This is a genomic window from Streptomyces corchorusii (assembly GCF_001514055.1).
Classification (GTDB): domain Bacteria; phylum Actinomycetota; class Actinomycetes; order Streptomycetales; family Streptomycetaceae; genus Streptomyces; species Streptomyces olivaceoviridis.
In genome coordinates this window covers 130,886-148,486 of record NZ_KQ948351.1, presented here as the reverse complement: position 1 = coordinate 148,486, position 17,601 = coordinate 130,886, and the positions used below count along the sequence as shown (strand labels likewise).

19 protein-coding genes, 1 tRNA gene and 1 riboswitch are annotated in these 17,601 nt (G+C 71.2%); of the genes, 10 read left to right on the top strand and 10 right to left on the bottom strand.

Features of this window, described 5'->3' with window-relative positions; all coding sequences use genetic code 11:
- Positions 1-33: 33 nt before the first annotated feature.
- Genes AQJ11_RS00635 through AQJ11_RS00625 form a run of 3 tightly spaced genes read left to right on the top strand, consistent with a single transcriptional unit; the run spans position 34 to position 1,955 of the window.
- Positions 34-879, top strand: coding sequence for a helix-turn-helix domain-containing protein (locus tag AQJ11_RS00635; protein ID WP_058080695.1), 846 nt, complete (start codon positions 34-36; stop codon positions 877-879).
- Positions 880-1,095 carry a DUF397 domain-containing protein gene (locus tag AQJ11_RS00630; protein WP_059261460.1) on the top strand — a complete coding sequence of 72 codons (216 nt, stop codon included), beginning with the start codon at positions 880-882 and terminating at the stop codon, positions 1,093-1,095.
- An 11-nt stretch (positions 1,096-1,106) separates the two neighbouring features.
- Positions 1,107-1,955 (top strand): hypothetical protein, encoded by an 849-nt coding sequence (locus tag AQJ11_RS00625; protein ID WP_107120759.1) that lies wholly within the window; start codon positions 1,107-1,109, stop codon positions 1,953-1,955.
- Positions 1,956-2,192: 237 nt separating this feature from the next.
- Here the strand turns inward: AQJ11_RS00625 and AQJ11_RS00620 are convergent, their stop codons facing one another.
- Entirely contained in the window at positions 2,193-2,672 is a 480-nt protein-coding gene (locus AQJ11_RS00620) for a DUF2267 domain-containing protein (protein WP_014672960.1), read from the bottom strand.
- A 371-nt stretch (positions 2,673-3,043) separates the two neighbouring features.
- Positions 3,044-3,469, bottom strand: coding sequence for an Hsp20/alpha crystallin family protein (locus AQJ11_RS00615; RefSeq protein WP_208616412.1), 426 nt, complete (start codon positions 3,467-3,469; stop codon positions 3,044-3,046).
- A gap of 226 nt (positions 3,470-3,695) precedes the next feature.
- On the opposite strand from AQJ11_RS00615, the gene AQJ11_RS00610 reads away from it, so the two are divergent.
- Complete coding sequence (locus AQJ11_RS00610) at positions 3,696-3,998, top strand: hypothetical protein (protein WP_014672962.1); 303 nt, start codon at positions 3,696-3,698, stop codon at positions 3,996-3,998.
- A gap of 47 nt (positions 3,999-4,045) precedes the next feature.
- On the opposite strand, the gene AQJ11_RS00605 is transcribed toward AQJ11_RS00610, so the two are convergent.
- Complete coding sequence (locus AQJ11_RS00605; protein ID WP_079082183.1) at positions 4,046-5,002, bottom strand: GlxA family transcriptional regulator; 957 nt, start codon at positions 5,000-5,002, stop codon at positions 4,046-4,048.
- A 208-nt stretch (positions 5,003-5,210) separates the two neighbouring features.
- Here AQJ11_RS00605 and AQJ11_RS00600 point away from each other — a divergent pair, with 208 nt between their 5' ends.
- Positions 5,211-5,696 carry a hypothetical protein gene (locus AQJ11_RS00600; protein WP_059261458.1) on the top strand — a complete coding sequence of 162 codons (486 nt, stop codon included), beginning with the start codon at positions 5,211-5,213 and terminating at the stop codon, positions 5,694-5,696.
- 3 nt (positions 5,697-5,699) lie between these two features.
- Here AQJ11_RS00600 and AQJ11_RS00595 read toward each other — a convergent pair whose 3' ends face one another.
- Together AQJ11_RS00595 and AQJ11_RS00590 are read right to left on the bottom strand one after the other, a co-directional pair.
- Positions 5,700-7,253: an MFS transporter gene (locus tag AQJ11_RS00595; protein ID WP_014672965.1), complete on the bottom strand. Its 1,554-nt coding sequence runs from the start codon at positions 7,251-7,253 to the stop codon at positions 5,700-5,702.
- Between the two features lie 63 nt (positions 7,254-7,316).
- Positions 7,317-8,630 (bottom strand): DUF445 domain-containing protein, encoded by a 1,314-nt coding sequence (locus AQJ11_RS00590; RefSeq protein ID WP_203348929.1) that lies wholly within the window; start codon positions 8,628-8,630, stop codon positions 7,317-7,319.
- Between the two features lie 195 nt (positions 8,631-8,825).
- On the opposite strand from AQJ11_RS00590, the gene AQJ11_RS00585 reads away from it, so the two are divergent.
- On the top strand, positions 8,826-10,160 hold the full coding sequence (locus AQJ11_RS00585) for an SGNH/GDSL hydrolase family protein (RefSeq protein ID WP_059261456.1): 1,335 nt from the start codon (positions 8,826-8,828) through the stop codon (positions 10,158-10,160).
- A gap of 26 nt (positions 10,161-10,186) precedes the next feature.
- Positions 10,187-10,789: an RdgB/HAM1 family non-canonical purine NTP pyrophosphatase gene (gene rdgB, locus AQJ11_RS00580; RefSeq protein ID WP_059261455.1), complete on the top strand. Its 603-nt coding sequence runs from the start codon at positions 10,187-10,189 to the stop codon at positions 10,787-10,789.
- Positions 10,790-10,829: 40 nt separating this feature from the next.
- Here the strand turns inward: rdgB and AQJ11_RS00575 are convergent.
- From AQJ11_RS00575 to bcp, 4 genes are all read right to left on the bottom strand, one after another.
- Positions 10,830-10,914: transfer RNA gene (locus tag AQJ11_RS00575), tRNA-Leu, on the bottom strand.
- A gap of 11 nt (positions 10,915-10,925) precedes the next feature.
- Complete coding sequence (locus AQJ11_RS00570; RefSeq protein ID WP_059261454.1) at positions 10,926-11,621, bottom strand: HNH endonuclease signature motif containing protein; 696 nt, start codon at positions 11,619-11,621, stop codon at positions 10,926-10,928.
- On the bottom strand, positions 11,618-12,271 hold the full coding sequence (locus tag AQJ11_RS00565; protein WP_059261453.1) for an HNH endonuclease signature motif containing protein: 654 nt from the start codon (positions 12,269-12,271) through the stop codon (positions 11,618-11,620). The genes AQJ11_RS00570 and AQJ11_RS00565 overlap by 4 nt, the downstream gene beginning before the upstream one ends.
- Before the next feature lie 138 nt (positions 12,272-12,409).
- Positions 12,410-12,877, bottom strand: coding sequence for a thioredoxin-dependent thiol peroxidase (gene bcp / locus AQJ11_RS00560; RefSeq protein ID WP_058080704.1), 468 nt, complete (start codon positions 12,875-12,877; stop codon positions 12,410-12,412).
- Between the two features lie 93 nt (positions 12,878-12,970).
- Between bcp and AQJ11_RS00555 the strand changes: the two genes are divergently transcribed.
- The 3 genes from AQJ11_RS00555 to AQJ11_RS00545 all read left to right on the top strand — a co-directional run bounded on the left by AQJ11_RS00555 (position 12,971) and on the right by AQJ11_RS00545 (position 14,177).
- Positions 12,971-13,300, top strand: coding sequence for a DUF3618 domain-containing protein (locus AQJ11_RS00555; RefSeq protein WP_014672971.1), 330 nt, complete (start codon positions 12,971-12,973; stop codon positions 13,298-13,300).
- A gap of 22 nt (positions 13,301-13,322) precedes the next feature.
- The gene (locus AQJ11_RS00550) at positions 13,323-13,682 is read left to right on the top strand and encodes a GroES family chaperonin (protein WP_014672972.1); all 360 of its coding nucleotides are present in this window, start codon (positions 13,323-13,325) and stop codon (positions 13,680-13,682) included.
- Positions 13,683-13,749: 67 nt separating this feature from the next.
- Positions 13,750-13,820: riboswitch (guanidine-III (ykkC-III) riboswitch) on the top strand.
- A 36-nt stretch (positions 13,821-13,856) separates the two neighbouring features.
- Positions 13,857-14,177, top strand: coding sequence for a DMT family transporter (locus AQJ11_RS00545; RefSeq protein WP_059261452.1), 321 nt, complete (start codon positions 13,857-13,859; stop codon positions 14,175-14,177).
- A gap of 42 nt (positions 14,178-14,219) precedes the next feature.
- Here the strand turns inward: AQJ11_RS00545 and AQJ11_RS00540 are convergent, their stop codons facing one another.
- Positions 14,220-17,015: a transglycosylase domain-containing protein gene (locus tag AQJ11_RS00540; RefSeq protein WP_059261877.1), complete on the bottom strand. Its 2,796-nt coding sequence runs from the start codon at positions 17,013-17,015 to the stop codon at positions 14,220-14,222.
- Positions 17,016-17,601 lie beyond the last annotated feature (586 nt).

Sequence of the window (17,601 nt, the reverse complement as noted above, 5' to 3'; positions counted from 1 at the left end):
GGTCACCATCCCGGTACACGGCGAAGGAGCCGAATGTCTGAGCGAACCACCACTCGCCGACGCCAGCTCGGCGCGACCTTGCGTAAGTTGCGTGCCCGCAAAGGACTGACGCTTGAGGAGGCTGGGCGGCTCATCGGTGTCTCGAAGGCGACGGTCAGCCGGTACGAAACTCAGGCCGGGCCAGTCAGGTGGATCGTCGTTGAAGCTCTGTGCCGCGAATACGGAGCGACTGAGGCCGAGACAAGGGCCGTCATTGGTCTGGCGAAGGACGCCAAGCAGCAGGGCTGGTGGAACTCCTTCGCGGACTCCATCCCTGAGAGCATGAACCTGCTGCTCACCCTTGAGCACGATGCAGTCCGTGAGAGCCACTTCTCGTGTGTCTATGTGCCCGGCCTCCTCCAGACGCGGGCCTACAGCACCGCGCTTCAGAAGGCCAACGAAGTGCCCCTCGCCCGTGAGGAGATCGAACGTCTGGTGGACATCCGCATGAAGCGGCAGGAGATCCTCATGCGTCCGAAGCCGCCGCGGCTGTGGGCGATCCTCGATGAGTCGGTCATCCGCCGCGTCGTGGGATCACCTCAGCTCATGAAAGAGCAGCTCGGCCGACTGCTCGAAGCGAACGAGTCGCCTCACATCACGCTCCAGATACTGCCCTTCTCCAAGGGAGCGCACGCCGCGGCACTGGGAAGTTTCGTCATCATCGGTGGGCCCGAGCCGGCCCTTGATGTGGTGTACGTCGACTTCCACGCCGGCTCACTCTTCCTGGAGAAGGACGAGGAACTGGACCGTTACCGACTTGCGTTCGAGTACCTTCAGGCACAAGCGTTGGACATGGAGTCCTCATCCGCCATGATCCATCGCGCCCTCAAGGAGCTGTGAATGTCCGCCGGCACTCAGCCCACCACCGAGCCCAGGTGGTTCAAGTCGTCGTACAGCGGTGGCAACGCAACCGAGTGCGTTGAGTGTGCGTACGTCAGCATCGGCATCAGCATCCGGGACTCGAAGCGCGCCGACGGACCAGTCATCTCCGTTCGCACCAGCGCTTGGCTCTTCTTCCTGGAGTCATTGGCTCAGCCTCAGCCGCTGGACCGCTGAACGCAGCCAGCGTGGGACACGGTGCCCACTCCGTCGATCTGCGGATCCAGGCGAGTGATCAAGTCCTCGGCCATGTCGAGCGGTCTCTTCGTGTCCGTCTGAACCGGAACACGGTGGTGCGCAAGCGTCGAACGGTCGGCACCCGGACCGACCGTGGCACCTGGGTGCGTATCGAGCGGAGGGCCCTGGACAGGATCGGCGCTCAGGGCTGGAACGGCACCGAGTGCGCCACTCTTCTAGAAGGCGTCGCACAGCCCGCGTGGCTCGGTTCTCTGGTGTGGCGGGACGCGAACGAGCCCGTGATGTGGCGGGCCGACGAGACGGAACTCCTGCCGGGTGAGCCCGTCGGGACCGCCGTTCTGGCCGATGACCCAGGTTTGCCGGACGGGTGGTGGCGGGCGCTCAACGCCTCGTTGGACGCCCTCGCCGTCCAGGAGACACGGCGCGTGGCCACGCCTGACACTGTCACCATCACCCAGGACGTCATCACCAGGTCCGTCCGTGGCGTCTTCGGTGACGCATTCGATACGACCGTCGAGCAGTGGGCGCCTGCTCACGCCGATCTCAACTGGGCGAACGTGACCGCACCAGCCTTCAGTCTCTTCGACTGGGAGGACTGGGGGAACGCGCCACGAGGCCTGGACTCCGCCTCTCTCTGGGCCAGTTCACTCGCCGTTCCGGCGCTGGCCGATCGCGTCCAGCGTGAGCGTCGCTCCGACTTCGAAAGCCGGGACGGCAAGCTGATGATCCTGTTCGTGTGCTCCAAGATCCTCGGGCCGGACTCGCATCCGGAGGATCCCCGGCTCGGTCCCGCACGCCGGATGGCGGAGAAGACCGTCGCAGACCTTCAGTCGGACTGACAGCGACAGTCCGGATTCCCCACATGCGCCGCTTGGCATACCGTAGGCCACGCAGGCGCAGTGGGGCAGCCCGGAGCAAGGGGCCAGCTCGGGCCCGTCGGGCCCTGGGGTTGCCCGCGCTCGCATCGTTGGCGTGGGCCGCGGTCGCGTCTCGCATGGACGCCGGGCCGGTTCGGCGGCTCGGTGGTCCCGGGGCGGGGGCCGGGCGCCGCCCCGGGTGTGCGGCGCCCTCGCGCGCTATGCCGTCGGTGCCAGATCCGCCCGCCCGAACAGCAACGCGTACCCCGGGGGAAGTTGGGCGAGGACTCGGGTGGTCAGGGGTTCGCCGATGTGGTCGGACAGGACGCTCAGGACCGAGCTGACGTCCCAGCGGGCCGTCGCGGGGGTCGAGCCCTCTATGCGGGTGGCCACCGACTCCACGAACTCGCGGGCCGTCAGCGGGTGGGTCGCCGGGATCTGGGAGGCGATGACTCGGCCCGCCTCCCGGGGGAGTGCCTGGGCCAGGGCCACGCGCTCGTCACCGGTGACGTGGCCGCCGAGGGCCGACAGGACGATGCGGGTGACGCGTTCCGCCTCCACCCTCGTCGGGTACTGACCCGCGTCACGCACCGCCTCGGTCAGCTCAAGCCAGTCGGCGTTCTCCGCCTCCTCCTTGGCGCGCGGGCGCAGGGACGGGGTGGGGATGGTGGTTCTGGGCTGCGGGGTCGTCACGGTCATCGTGCTGGCTCCTCCTCCGGGACGCTTCGGGGCACCGGATGCCCGGTACCCCGTAATGCAGCGGACATGGGCGGGAGTTCGGCCAATGTGCGGCATGGGGTGCATGGGGTGCATGGGACGCATGGGCGGCGTGGGATGCATAGGACGCCTGGGCCTCATCGACGCATCGGCCCCATCGAAGCATCGGCCCATCGACGCATGGGCCTCATGGGCAGGGGCCGCCTGCGCGTGGCGTGCGTGTGCGTGCCCCGCCTGCTCTGCGCGGCATGCCGGTCACCCGGGTCATGCCGCGAGTGGCACGCGGGGCACGTGGTCGGGTGTCACGGGCTGCGTCCGTGCCATGCGCGTCACACGGCCGGTGCGGCGCGGGCTCAGCCGCTGATCTGCTTGCGGTCGCCGCCCCCGCCGGTGATCTGGATGCGGCGCGGCTTGGCCTGTTCGGCCACCGGGATGCGCAGGGTCAGGACGCCGGCCTCGTACGAGGCGTCGATGCGGTCCGTGTCGAGCGTCTCGCCCAGGAACAGCTGGCGGGTGAAAGTACCCGTGGGCCGTTCGGCGACCAGCATGTCCGCGTCCTCGGGAGCGGGGCTGCGGCGCTCCGCGCGGACGTTGAGGACGTTGCGCTCGACGTCGAGTTCGATCGTCTCCGGGTCGATGCCGGGGAGGTCGAAGTGGACCAGGAACTCTTCCCCGGAACGGTAGGCGTCCATCGGCATCGCGGACGGACGGGGGTTCGTGCCGAAGAGCTGCTGCGTGAGCCGGTCGAAATCCCGGAACGGGTCAGTACGCATGAGCATCACGGGTCACTCCTTCCCTCAGGGACTGGGATGCGATGCCCTATGGCTTCTTATATAACTCTCCGCCGAAAACTTGACAAGCCTCGACTCAGGTCCGGCTCGGGTCCGCCTCGGGTTCCAGGTTCGGCCCGGGCTCCATACGCCCACCCACCTGCGCGTCGGCCTCGGGACGGCGTTAGCCTCGGGCCAGACCCAACGGCAGTCAAACGGACACGAGGAGGCCACCATGGCCCGAGTTCCCAGCGCGGTCGTCGCCGCGACCGGGCTCGTCGGCGGTTACGGCGTCGCCCGCTGGACCAAGAGGCGAGAGCTCGGCGGGGCCGTCCTGGCCGTCGCCGGCGCCGCGGCGGCCCAGCAGTGGCGCGCCCGGGCCGGCGGGAAGGCCGCGGGCGCACTGAGCGCCGCCTACCTCGCCGCGTTCGCCGGCTCGCACCCCCTGGCCAAGAAGGTCGGCGCCTGGCCGTCCGTCCTCGGTGTCGCCGGTGCCGTCGCCCTCGCCTCCTGGGCCGTCGCCGACCGCAAGGCCTGACTCCAGCAGCAGCAAGTAGCAGCACAACGGCAGCGGCGGCGGCTGCGCTACGACACCCCCTCCCCCGCCCGGAACGCCCTCCGGTACGCCTGCGGGCTCGTCCCCACCACCCTCCGGAAGCGTTCCCGGAACGCCGTCGGTGAGCCGAAGCCCGTCTGGACGGCGATGCGTTCCACCGGGTACGCAGTGGTCTCCAGCAGGTACTGGGCCCTGCGCACCCGCGCCCGGTGCAGCCACTGGAGGGGTGTCGTACCGGTCTGCTCCCGGAACCGGCGGTTGAGGGTGCGGGCGCTCATGCCGGCCTCCGCCGCGATCCCGGCCAGCGTCAGATCCCGGTCGCAGTGGTCCTCCAGCCAGGCCAGCAGGGGCTCCAGGGTGGTGCCGGCCGGGGCCGGAGGCAGGTCGTGGACGATGAACTGGGCCTGCCCGCCCTCCCGTTCCAGCGGCATCACGGACATCCGGGCCGCGTGCGCGGCGACCGCCGAGCCGAAGTCCCTGCGGATCATGTGCAGGCACATGTCCAGGGCCGCCGCGGCGCCCGCGGACGTCAGGAACTGGCCGTTGTCGACGTACAGGACGTTCGGGTCGACCGTCACCTCCGGGTGGCGCCGGGCCAGGTCCGGGGCCGCGACCCAGTGCGTCGTCGCGCGCAGACCTTCCAGCAGGCCCGTCGCCGCCAAGAGGAACGCGCCCACGCAGATCGACGCGATCCGGGTGCCGTTCGCCGCCGCGGCGCGCAGGGCCTCGGCGACCCCGGGCGGCAGCGTCCGCGGGGGCCGCGCCACCCCGGGCAGGATGATCGTGTCGGCCTCCGCCAGCGCCTCCAGGCCGTACGGCGCCCGGACCGTGAAGGCGCCCGCACTCACCTCCTCCCCCACCGAGCAGACCCGCACCCGGTACGGCTCCCGGCCGTCGGGCAGCCGCGCCCAGCCGAAGGTGTCGATGGGGGCGGAGAGATCGAACGGGATGACGCCGTCCAGCGCCAGTACGGCCACCGTATGCATGGCAAGAAGGTAGCCGTACGACGGGTTCCCGCCAACCGGCCCAACCGCGGGTTCCCCATCCACCGGACTGACCGGCTCCATCGGATCTATCGGCTCCATCGGGGATGAGTAGCAGAGAGAAGGGCAGAACCACCCCCTGGCCGGAACCCGTCGATCACTGGCAATCCCGCCACTTCTGCGGTATCCCGGCGCCCTCTACCGTCCCCCCGTGACCAAGTTCCTGCTCTCCGTCCACGTCATCGCCGCGATCCTCGCCATCGGACCCGTCGCCGTCGCCGCCAGCATGTTCCCGCCCGCCGCCCGCCGCGCCCTGGCCACCGGGCCCGACGACGACAGCGGCCACGAAGTCCACGGCGGCCACGACCCGGACCCCACCGGCACCCTGCGCCTGCTGCACCGCATCTGCCGCGTCTACGCCGTCGTCGGCGTCGTCGTCCCCGTCTTCGGGTTCGCCACCGCGAGCCAGATGGGAGTGCTCGGCAGCGCCTGGCTGATCGTGTCGATCCTGCTCACCGCCCTCGCCGCCCTCGTCCTCGCGGCGCTCGTGCTGCCCGCCCAGTCCGCGCTCCTCGACGGGAGCGCGGGGACTGGGCGGGCCGCGCGGCTCGGCATGGTCACCGGGCTGTTCAACCTGCTGTGGGCCGCGGTGACCGTCCTGATGATCGTCCGGCCGGGCTCCACGACCGGCGCCTGACGGTCACGGCCTGCTCGCCGCCGGCGGCGCCGTGGGACCGCTGCCCGGGGAACCCGGCGTGCCCCGGGACGGCCGGGTGCCCTGGGCCGCGGCCTTGGCCCGGCCGGCCACCGCCGTCAGCGGGCGGGCGATGTCCTCCAGGGAGCGGCGTTCGGCCCGTACCGCCAGGAACGCGGCGACCAGCCCGGCCGCGCACATCAGCGCCGCGCCGATGCAGAACGCGAGGACCGTGTCACCGACCCGGCCCGTGCCCGTCAGGTCGGCGAACAGCAGCGGGCCGCTGATACCGCCGGCCGCGGTGCCGAGGGCGTAGAAGAACGCGATGGACATCGCCCGCGTCTCCATCGGGAAGATCTCCGACACCGTGAGGTAGGCGCTGGAGGCGCCCGCCGAGGCGAAGAACAGCACCGCGCACCAGCAGGCGGTCAGCGTGCCCGCGCTCAGCGAGCCCCGGTCGAACAGCCAGGCCGTACCGAAGAGCAGCAGGCCCGACAGCAGGTACGTCGAGGAGATCATCACGCGCCGGCCGACCGTGTCGAAGAGCTTGCCCAGCAGCAGCGGGCCGCAGAAGTTGCCGACCGCGATCACCGCGAAGTAGTAGCCGGTGTGGCCGGAGGGCACGTCGAAGAACGTGGTCAGGATCGCGCCGAAGCCGAAGGTGATCGCGTTGTACAGGAACGCCTGGCCGATGAAGAGGGAGAAGCCGAGCACCGCCCGCCTGCGGTAGCGGCCGAAGACCGTGCGGGCGATCTCCAGGAAGGTCACGCTCTTGCGCTGGTGGATCTCCAGCTCGCCCTCGGGCGCGGGGAGCGGCTCGCCCCGCTCCTCCTCCACCCGCCGTTCGATACCGGAGACGATCTCCTCCGCCTCCCGGTCCCTGCCGTGGATCAGCAGCCACCGCGGGCTCTCCGGGACGTGCCGTCGTACCAGCAGGATGACCAGGGCGAGGACGGTGCCGAGCGCGAAGGTCAGACGCCAGCCGACGTCCTTCGCCAGCAGCCCGGTGTCCAGCGCGACGATCGACAGCAGGGAGCCGCCGACCGCACCCAGCCAGAAGCTGCCGTTGATGATCAGGTCGACCCGGCCGCGGTAGTCCGCCGGGATCAGCTCGTCGATCGCGGAGTTGATCGCCGCGTACTCACCGCCGATGCCGAAGCCGGTCAGGAAGCGGAACAGGAAGAACCACCAGGCCTCCCAGGAGACGGCGGTGAGCGCCGTCGCCGCGAGGTACACCGCCAAGGTGATCATGAAGAGGTTCTTGCGGCCGAACCGGTCGGTCAGCCGGCCCCAGAACAGGGCGCCCAGGCAGGCGCCCGCCACGTACAGCGCGGCGGCGACACCGGTGACCTGCCCGGAACTGATGTCCAGACCGCTGCCGGGCTCCGACAGCCGACTGGCGATGTTGCCGACGACCGTGACCTCCAGGCCGTCCAGGATCCACACGGTCCCCAGACCGATGACGATCGTCCAGTGCCAGCGGGACCAGGGCAAGCGGTCGAGCCGGGCGGGGATGTCGGTGGTGAGGGTCCGGCCGGTGCCGGCCTCGGCTGTGCTCATGGGCGCTCCCTCCACGTCGAAGGACGGGATAACGGGTGCCCTGGCCTGCGCGGAACAGTCCGGTCAGGCCCCCAGCCAGCGCGAGAGGGTGTAGATCAGCAACCCGGCCAGGGAGCCCACCACCGTGCCGTTGATGCGGATGAACTGGAGGTCCCGGCCGATGTGCGCCTCGATCTTGCGGGTGGTGTGCTCGGGGTCCCAGCCCGCCACCGTGTCCGTGATCAACGAGGTGATCTCCGCGCGGTACGTCGTCACGACATGCACCGCCGCGCCCTCCACCCAGCGGTCGACCTTGTCCTGCACCTTCGGCTCGGTCGCCATCCGCGCCCCCAGCGACAGCAGCGCGGCCCGCACCCGCGTCCGCAGCTCACTGCGCTCGTCCTCCGCCGCCGCCACGATCATCGACCGTACGGCCGTCCACACGGACGCGATCAGATCCTGCACCTCGCCCCGGCCCAGCACCTCCCCCTTGAGCCGCTCCACCCGCGCCCGGGTGTCCGTGTCGGACTGGAGGTCGGAGGCGAAGTCGGTGAGGAAACGGTCCAGCGCGCCACGCGCCGGATGCGAGGGCATGTCCCGCATCTCCGTGACGAACCGCAGCAGCTCCTTGTAGACCCGCTCACCCACCTTCCGGTCCACGAACCGCGGGGTCCAGCCGGGCGCACCGCCCTCCACGGCCACCATCACGTCGTCCCGGTGCAGCACCAGCCAGTCATGCGCCCGGGCCACCACCAGGTCCACCACCCGGCGGTGCCCGCCGTCGGCGACGATCCGCTCCAGCGTCTTGCCGATACCCGGCGCGATCTCCTGCGCGTTGGCCCGCCGCGTGATCGCCTCGCCGACGACCGCCTGCACATCGGAGTCCCGCAACACCGTCAGCGCACCCCGCAGCGCCGTCGCCAGCTCCGCCGTCACCCGGTCCGCGTGCTCCGGCTCGGCCAGCCAGGCCCCGAGCCGGCTGCCGATGCCGACCGCGTGCAGCCGCTGCCGTACGACGTCCTCGGAGAGGAAGTTCTCACCGACGAACTCACCCAGCGAGACCCCCAGCTGATCCTTCTTCGTGGGGATGATCGCGGTGTGCGGGATGGGCAGCCCCAGCGGATGCCGGAAGAGGGCCGTGACCGCGAACCAGTCGGCGAGCGCGCCGACCATGCCCGCCTCGGCCGCCGCCGCCACATAGTCCGTCCACGCCCCGGCACCCGCGTTACCGGCCGTCTTCGCCAGCACGTAGACCACCGCGACGAACAGCAGCATGCCCGTCGCCGTGGCCTTCATCCGACGCACCCCGCGCCGGCGCTCCTCATCGGCCGGAGTGAACGCCGTCATCGTCTTGTACGACACGGCCCGCCCCGGTGTTCCCGTCTCGGTAGGTTCCATCAGCTCCACCCGTTCGGTGATCCCGCACACAATTGTCCCTTCCTGACCGACTCCCGGAACGAAACAGGAGTTCCCGGCGTCTGTCTGAAGGGGAGTGCTGGCAGGGTCCTGTCACATCTCCCCGGCCCATGACCCATCATGGGCGAGCAAGATCGGAGCCTCGCGCTCCCATCTGTCGAGGAGAACAACACAAGCGTGACCAAGCGTCATGGTTATGCCGTCCTGAGCGCGCTCGTCGCGCTGGTCGTGGCCCTGTCCGCCGCCATATACGTCACCGTCGACGCCGACGACGGCACCCCGCGCGGCGCCCTCGGCGACAACCGCCCGCGCCACGGCTCCCACGCCGCCCCCGCCTCCACCGGCACCTGGGTCGGCGCCTGGGCCACCGCCCCCGTCGGCGGCGAACCCGGCACCGAGACGGCCGGCCTCGCGGGCCGCTCCGTCCGCAACGTCGTCCACACCAGCGTCAGCGGTACGAGTGCCCGCGTCACGCTGTCCAACCTCTACGGCCAGTCCGCCCTCACCATCAGCCACGCCTCCCTCGCCCTCGCCCTGGGCGACGGCAGCGCCGCCGCCGACGCGGAAACGATGCGGCGCCTCACCTTCGACGGCGCCCCCGGCGTCGTCATCCCCGCCGGCGGCCAGACCGTCAGCGACGCCGTACACCTCACCGTCCCGCACGGCGCCGACGTCCTGATCACCACCTACTCCCCCACCCCCTCCGGACCGGTCACCTACCACCCGCGCGCCCGGCAGATCTCGTACCTCGCCACCGGCGACCGCACCGAGGACACCACCGGCACCCCCTACACCGGACAGACCCCCTACTGGCGCCACGTGACCGCCCTCGACCTGCTCAGCAACGAGGCCACCGGCACCGTCGTCGCCTTCGGCGACTCCCTCACCGACGGCGTCACCTCCACCACCGGCGCCAACCACCGCTGGCCCGACATCCTCTCCGGCCGGCTCCGCAGCGCCCTGCAAAGCGGACGGCAACTGCCCCGCTACAGCGTCGTCAACGAAGGCATCAGCGGCAACCAGGTCCTCGCCGACGGCCTCGGCCGGCCCGCCGAGAACCAGAGCGGCCTCGGCCGCTTCGGCCGCGACGCGCTCGACCGCCCGGGCGCCAAGGTCGTCGTCATCGACCTCGGCATCAACGACATCCTGCGCAACCCCCGGCTCGCCGACCCCGACCGCATCGTCACCGGCCTGCGCACCCTCGTCCGCCAGGCCCACGCCCGCGGCCTGGAGGCCGTCGGCGCCACCCTGATGCCCTTCCAGGGCCACCGCGGATACACCCCCGCCCGGGAAGCCGTACGACAGCAGGTCAACGCACAAATCCGGGCCGGCTCCGTCTACGACGCCGTCGTCGACTTCGACAAGGCCCTCCGCGACCCCTACGACCCGCGCCGGCTGCGCCCCGAGTACGACTCCGGCGACCACCTGCACCCCAGCGACCTGGGCTACCGCACCATGGCCGAGGTCTTCGACCTGCGCACCCTGAAGGGCGCGGGCCAGGCGGAGCTGTGACCGGGCGGCGAGGAATACTGGCGGACATGACCCGCTTGATCCTCGCCACCCGCAACGCCGGAAAGATCACCGAGCTGAGGGCGATCCTCGCCGAAGCCGGACTCCCCCACGAGCTCATCGGCGCCGACGCCTTCCCGGACATCCCCGACGTCAAGGAGACCGGCGTCACCTTCGCCGAGAACGCCCTGCTCAAGGCACACGCCCTCGCCCAGGCCACCGGCCTGCCCGCCGTCGCCGACGACTCCGGCCTGTGCGTCGACGTCCTGAACGGCGCTCCCGGCATCTTCTCCGCCCGCTGGGCCGGCCGCCACGGCGACGACAAGGCCAACCTGGACCTGCTGCTGGCCCAGCTCTCGGACATCGCCGACGAGCACCGCGGCGCCCACTTCGCCTGCGCGGCGGCGCTCGCGCTGCCGGACGGCACCGAGCGGGTGGTGGAGGGACAGCTGCGCGGCACCCTGCGGCACGCCCCCGCCGGCACGAACGGCTTCGGCTACGACCCGATCCTCCAGCCGGACGGCGACACACGGACGTGCGCCGAGCTGACCCCCGAGGAGAAGAACGCGATCAGCCACCGCGGCAAGGCGTTCCGGGCGCTGGTGCCGGTGGTGCGGGAGCTGTTGGGCTGAGAGAGGCCGGGGGCCGCCCAGGTGGGCGGCCCCTCACATGTGCGGCCGGTGGGACTCGAACCCACACGGGATTTCTCCCACGGGCACCTAAAACCCGCGCGTATCGCCTATTTCGCCACGGCCGCCCCAAAACGGACTATTTGCTTGCAGGCCGTTTTGCCTCGCTCAGTGTACGGGCCCGCGCCTTGCGTCGTGCGCCCCCTCGGCACCAGGTGCTCGTCGTCGCGTGGCAGTTGGGACAGAGCAGCCGGAGATTCTCACGCCGGTCGTCGCTCCAGTCACCGTTGATGTGGTCGACCTCCAGCGTCATCGGCTGCCCGCCCCACTCCGGTCCGACGCCGCACCCGGCGCACTCCTCCGGTACGCCCACCTCGCGGAGCGCACGGCGCAGCAGCTGGGTTCTCGTCCGGCGTCGACCGTCGTGCCTGACCAGGATGTCCTCGGGACGCCTGACGCGGTCCGCGCGAGTCTTGCCACGTTGGTGCGCCTGCCCCAGGAAGTGCGCGGTCGAGATGCCCTCTTCGGCGACCCGCTGACGCAGCAGCGCGCGCTGCGTGCCGGTGTCCGGCCGCCCGAGACGGCGTAGCGTCTCCGCGATGGAGATCGACTCGGCCACGGCCGTACGCAGTTCACCGGTAGCGGAGCCGCCCAGTCCGCCGGAGTCGGAGAAGTGGGAGATGTCGATGCCGAAGCACGCAAACCGCCGCGCGAGGTACCGGCGCAGTTTGCCGTAGGGACGAGTGCCGAAGAAGGCGATGACCTCGTCGAGGCTCGCACACCGCTCGGCGGCCTCCGCCAACCGCTCACGCGTGTACCGCACCCCGCTGCTCATACGGCGCCGCCCCGGGGACGGCCCTTGCCGCGTCCTCGGTAATTGTCCGTGACCGAGTGACAGTTGGGGCAGAGGAAGCGCAGGTTCCCGATCCGGTTGTTCCGCCAGTCGCCGTCGATGTGATCGACCTCCAGCCGGAGCGGACGGCCCCGCCACTGAGGCCCGGTACCGCAGCGAGCGCAGCGCTCCGGCAGGCCCAAGGCGGTCATCGCCCACCTGAGCCGGTCGCTGGGGATGCGCCGAGCCTGGCCGGCCGGTTGCCGGACGAGCAGGGCCTCCGGCGTCCTGGCGCGCCAGGGTCTCCCGCGCTGCGTCGGCAGCTGGAAGTGCGAGGTGTCGATCCCGTACGCCTTGATCCTGCGGCTGATGTGCGTGTGATGGCCGCCGACGACTTCCAGGCCGAGGTGGCGCAGCACCTCGCACATGTTCGTGGAGGCGGCCACGGCCCCCTCAAGCACTTCCCTCGTCCACTTCACCCCCTCCCGCTCGAAGTGCGAGACGTCCACTCCGAGCTTCTTCATCCGCCCGAGCAGATACCGCCGGCTCGCACTCCGCGGATCCACCCCCAGCCTCTCCAGCGCCTCCGACAACGTCCTCGCCCCGCGAGCCGCCGTCTCCAGGCGTTCCTTCGTGTAGGTGCCGGCCCCCATCGATCCCCCTCCGTCCCGGGCGTCCGTTCGGTGCCCGTACGGAGTAACGAACCGGTTGTCGGACAGTCACGTCCGGGGGGTACGGAAAACGGCCCGCACCGGAGGCTTCCGGGGCGGGCCGTTCGTGCGGTGGGCGGGTCAGATGCCCAGGTCCTTGATGATCTTTGCCACGTGGCCGGTGGCGCGGACGTTGTACAGGGCCCGTTCGACCTTGCCGTCCTCGTCCACGACGATCGTGGAGCGGATGACGCCCAGGTACGTCTTGCCGTAGTTCTTCTTCTCGCCGTAGGCGCCGTAGGCCTCGGTGACCTTCTTGTCCGGGTCGGCGAGGAGGGTGATCCTCAGGGACTCCTTGTCGCGGAACTTCGCCAGCTTCTCCGGGCTGTCGGGGGAGATGCCGATGACGTCGTAGCCGGCGCCGGCCAGCAGCTCCAGGTTGTCCGTGAAGTCGCAGGCCTGCTTGGTGCAGCCCGGGGTCAGGGCGGCCGGGTAGAAGTAGACGATGACCTTGCGGCCCTTGTGGTCCGAGAGGGACACCTCGGTGCCGTCGGCGTCGGGGAGGGTGAAGGCGGGGGCCACGTCCCCCGGCTGGAGTCGCTCGCTCATCGGGCCAGCCTAACCGGGGGGCCTTGCGGTGCGGCGCGGCCCGGAGCTGACAAACTGTTCGGAACAGCATCAGCAGATTTCGGAGGCCGTACGGTGGCGGACACGTCGGACACCAGAACCCCGGCGCAGATCGAGGCGGACATCAAGCGCCGCCGTGAAGTGCTGGCCGAGACGCTCGACGAGATCGGGGTGCGGGTGCATCCGAAGACCATCGTCGGCGATGCGAAGGCCAAGGCCATCGCCCATGTCGACCATACGGTCGGACGGGCGTACGTGCAGGTCAACCGGGTTGTGAGCGAGGTACGGGCGCAGCTCGTGAACGATCAGGGGGCGCCGCGCCTGGAGCGGGTGGTGCCCGTCGCGCTCGTCGTCGTGGGGGTCGTGGGGCTGCTCGCCCTCGGGGCCCGGCGGCGCAAGGACTGACCGGGACAGGTAGGTTCGAGCCGTGAGCGCCAACAGAAACGAGCACAGCACTCCCCACCACGACAAGCTGCCCATCCGGATGCTGCACGACCGGGTTCTCGTGCGGCAGGAGACCGGTGAGGGCGAGCGGCGGTCGGGGGGCGGCATTCTGATTCCCGCCACCGCGGCGGTCGGTCGGCGGCTGGCCTGGGCCGAGGTCGTCGCCGTCGGTCAGAACGTACGGACGGTAGAGCCCGGCGACCGGGTCCTGTTCGACCCGGAGGACCGGGCGGAGGTCGAGGTGCGGGGCGTGGCGTACGTCCTCATGCGTGAGCGTGACCTGCACGCCGTCGCCGCGGACCGGTTCGAGGGGTCGGAGGACTCCACGGGGCTGTACCTGTAGGTACCTGTAGGTACCTGTAAAACGAAGAGCGAGAGGGCCGGTGACCATCGTCACCGGCCCTCTTTGCCGTGTCTTTGCTATGTTCGGAAGGAGCCCGACGAGACGCGCCGTACCGGGTGAAGGCAAAGACGACGCACCCCGAAGAAGAGTCACCGTGTCTCGGAGGTGCCTGTCATGGCCTGGGTCCTGCTCGTCGTCGCCGGTCTGCTGGAAGTGGGCTGGTCGATCGGGATGAAGTACAGCGAGGGGTTCACCCGGCCCCTTCCCAGTCTGTTCACCGGCGCGGGCATCGTCGCGAGCATGGTCCTGCTGTCGTACGCCGCGAAGTCCCTGCCCATCGGTACGGCCTACGGCGTGTGGGTGGGCATCGGCGCGGCCGGTGCGGCGGTGCTCGGCATGGTGGTGCTGGGTGAGCCGGTCACCGCCGCCCGGATCTTCTTCGTGGGCCTGCTGCTGGTCGCCGTGGTGGGGCTGAAGGCGACCAGCGGTCACTGAGGCGTCGGGGGCGCGCCGTCAGCGGTGGCGTCGGGCGTGGTGTCAGGTGCCGGGAAATCCTCCGGCGCCCGTGTCCGTGCCGGTGGTTCCGCCGCCCGGTGTGCCGCCGCCGGTGGTCCCGCCGCCGGTGGGGGCGCCCCCGTCGGCGGTGCCGCCGCCGTCCGTGGTCCCGCCGCCGGTGGTCGCCCCTCCGCCGGTCGTGTCGCCGCCGGTGGTGGCGCCCCCGTCCGTGGCCGTGCCGCCGTCGGTCGGGGTGCCGCCGGTGGTGCCGGTGCCGCCGTCGGTCGGGGTGCCGCCCGTGGTGGCGCCGCCCGTGGGGGTGGTGGTCGCGCCGCCGGTGGTCGGCGTGGCGGTGGCGCCGCCGTCGCTCCGGCCGCCGTCGGTGCCGGGCTGGGCGGTGCTGGTGGCGGGCGGCTCCTGGACCTGGTCGGCGCCCTGCTGGAGCTCCAGGTCGAAATCGCTCGCCGGCTTGCCCTGCAACGCGTCGCGCGTGTACTGCGCCCAGATCTGGGTGGGCGGGCCGCCACCGTTCATGCGCGCCTGGCCGAGCGCCCCGTACAGCGGCTGGTGCTTGGCGGTCACCGGGTCCTGGCCCATGACGGAGACCACCGTGGCCAGGTCGGGGGTGTAGCCGGCGAACCAGGCGGCGGTGTCGCTCTCGGCGGTACCGGTCTTGCCGGCCGCCGGACGGCCCGCGGCCTGGGCGGCCGTGGCGGTGCCGCTTTCGACCACGCTCTGGAGGACCGAGGTCGTGGTGTCGGCGGCCTCCCGGCTGACGGCCTGCTTGACCGGCTGCTCGGGCAGCTTGACCGCGTCGGTGCCGTCCTTGGTGATCTTCTCGACCAGGGTGTACGTGCCGTGCTTGCCGTGGTTGGCGAGCGTGGCGTAGGCCTCCGCCATGTCCAGGACGCTGGCGGTGGCGGTGCCGAGGGCGATGGACGGGTACGGCTGGAGGTCCGGGGTGTCGGAGGGGACGCCCAGGTCGACCGCGGTCTGCTTGACCTTGGCGGGGCCGACGTCGACGGCCATCTGCGCGTACACCGAGTTCACGGACAGGTCGGTGGCCTTGCGGACGGTGATGGGACCGTACGACTTCTGGTCCTCGTTCTCGGGGGCGTAGGCGCCGCCGTTCCAGCCCTGGACCGGGCGCTGGTTGGTGCCGTCGTAGACCGTGTTGGGGGTGATGGCGCGGCCGTCCTGGGTGGTGGACCCGTTCTCCACGGCCGAGGTGAACACGAACGGCTTGAACGTCGAGCCGACCTGGAAGTCACCGCGGGTGGCGCCGTTGGTGTACTGCTTCACGTAGTCGATGCCGCCGTACATCGCGACGACCTTGCCGGTCTTGGGGTCGACGGAGGCTCCGCCGGCCCGGACGAAGGTGTCCGCCTTGCGGTTCTTCTTGTCCAGCTTGGACATGAGCTGGTCGTCGACCGCCTTGACGAAGGCGTCCTGCCGGTCCTTCTGGATGGTGGTGGTGATGCGGTAGCCGCCGGCCGTGAGGTGGTCGGAGTCGATGATGTTGTTCGAGGTGAGGTACTGCTTGACCGCCTCCACGAGGTAGCCGCGCTGGCCGGACATGCCGGTGGAGATCGTCTGTTCCTTCGGCATCGGGAACTTCATGCCGGCGCGCTTGGACTCGCTGAGCCAGCCCTTGGTGACCATGCCGTCCAGGACGTAGTTCCAGCGGGCGACGGCCGCCTTGCGGTTCTCCGGGTGGGCGACGACGTCGTACTCGCTGGGCGCGTTGACGAGCGCGGCGAGGTAGGCGGCGCGGGCCGGGTCGAGGTCGGAGGCGTCGCGGCCGTAGTAGGCCTGGGAGGCGGCCTGGATGCCGTAGGCGTTGCGGCCGAAGTAGCTGGTGTTGAGGTAGCCCTCCAGGATCTCGTCCTTGGACTTGTTCTGGTCGAGCTTGATGGCGATGAAGAACTCCTTGGCCTTGCGGGTGACCGTCTGTTCCTGGGCCAGGTAGTAGTTCTTCACGTACTGCTGAGTGATCGTCGAGCCGGACTGCTTGCCCTTGCCGGTGGCGGTGTTCCAGCCGGCGCGGAGCATCGCCTTGGGGTCGACGGCGGACTCGGTGTAGAAGTCCCGGTCCTCGGCGGCCAGTACGGCGTGCTGGGCGTCCTTGGAGACCTGGGCGAGGGTGACGTTCTCGCGGTTGACCTCGCCGTCGCGGGCGAGCTGTGAGCCGTCGGCGTACAGGTAGACGTTGCTCTGCTTGGTCGCGAACGCGTTGGCCGGGGGGATCTTCACCAGGGAGTAGCCGACGAAGAACAGACCGACGAGCAGCAGCACGCCGACGAAGAAGGTGCCGAGCACCATCCGCCAGGTCGGGATGATCCGCCGCCAGCCGGTCCGCTTGGGCCGCTTGTTCTTCTTGCCCTTGCCCTTGCCTCCGGCGGTCTGACCGTCGGTGGCGGGGAGGGCGGTGGTGGAGGCTTCGGAAGCGTTGTGAGTGGTGGTGCCGGCGCCGGCTGCCGAGGCGGCTGCCGCACCGGTCGCCGGCCCGGTGGCGGCCTTGGCGGCCTGAGCACCGGCTGCCGCACCGGCACCGGCTCCCGCCGCGGCGGTGCCGGCCGCGCGGGCGGCGCGGGCGGCCCGCGCGGCGGCCGGGGAGGAGGGAGCGGCAGCACCGGCCGGGCCGGTGCCGGAGGTCTGGGCGGCGCGGTCCTCCCCGGCGGGGCGGGGGACGGTGGGCCGGGGGGTGTTGTCCGGCTCACCGGAGCGGGGTGCGTTGACCCGCCGGAGCACCTGCGTGGTCTCGGGCGCCGGGGCGGCGTCGGCCTCCTGCCGGGCACCGGACTTCGGTCCGCGGGGCGGGGTGACACGGCGGAGCACCTGGGTGCTCTCGGCCGGCGGCTCCTGCCCGGAACCGAGCGGGGTGCCCGGCTTCCCGCCGCCGGCTCCCTCACCGCTGCCGGAGGCACCGGCACGCGAGCCGCCTGCGGCGGCGGAGGCACTCCCGGCACCACTGGCAGCCGAACCCGCACCGCCGGCCGCGGCCCCGCCGGACACCGGGCCACGGCTGGACTCCGCACCGCGACCGGACTGCGGACCACGGCCGGGTGCCGCACCGGCACCGCCTGCCGACGCCGTCCCACCGGACGCCGGGCCGGACCCGGACCGCGGACCACGACCAGCGGCCGGGCCACTTCCGGACACCGGCCCGCGACCGGACCCCGAACCGTCGCCAGACACCGAACCGTCGCCGGACACCGGGCCGCGGCCGGGCTCCCGGGCGCCGCCGGAGGCCGCGGTTCCGCCGGTCCCCGCAGCAGCCGTCCGTTCCGTGCGGGCGCGGGCCGCCTGGCGGGCGCGGGCGACGGAAGCCGTCCGGTCCCGGTCCTGCTCGGGTGCGTCCGCGGGGCGGGATCCCTCCTGCGAGGACGCGCCGTCCGTCATGCCGGAGCGGTTCCGGGACGCC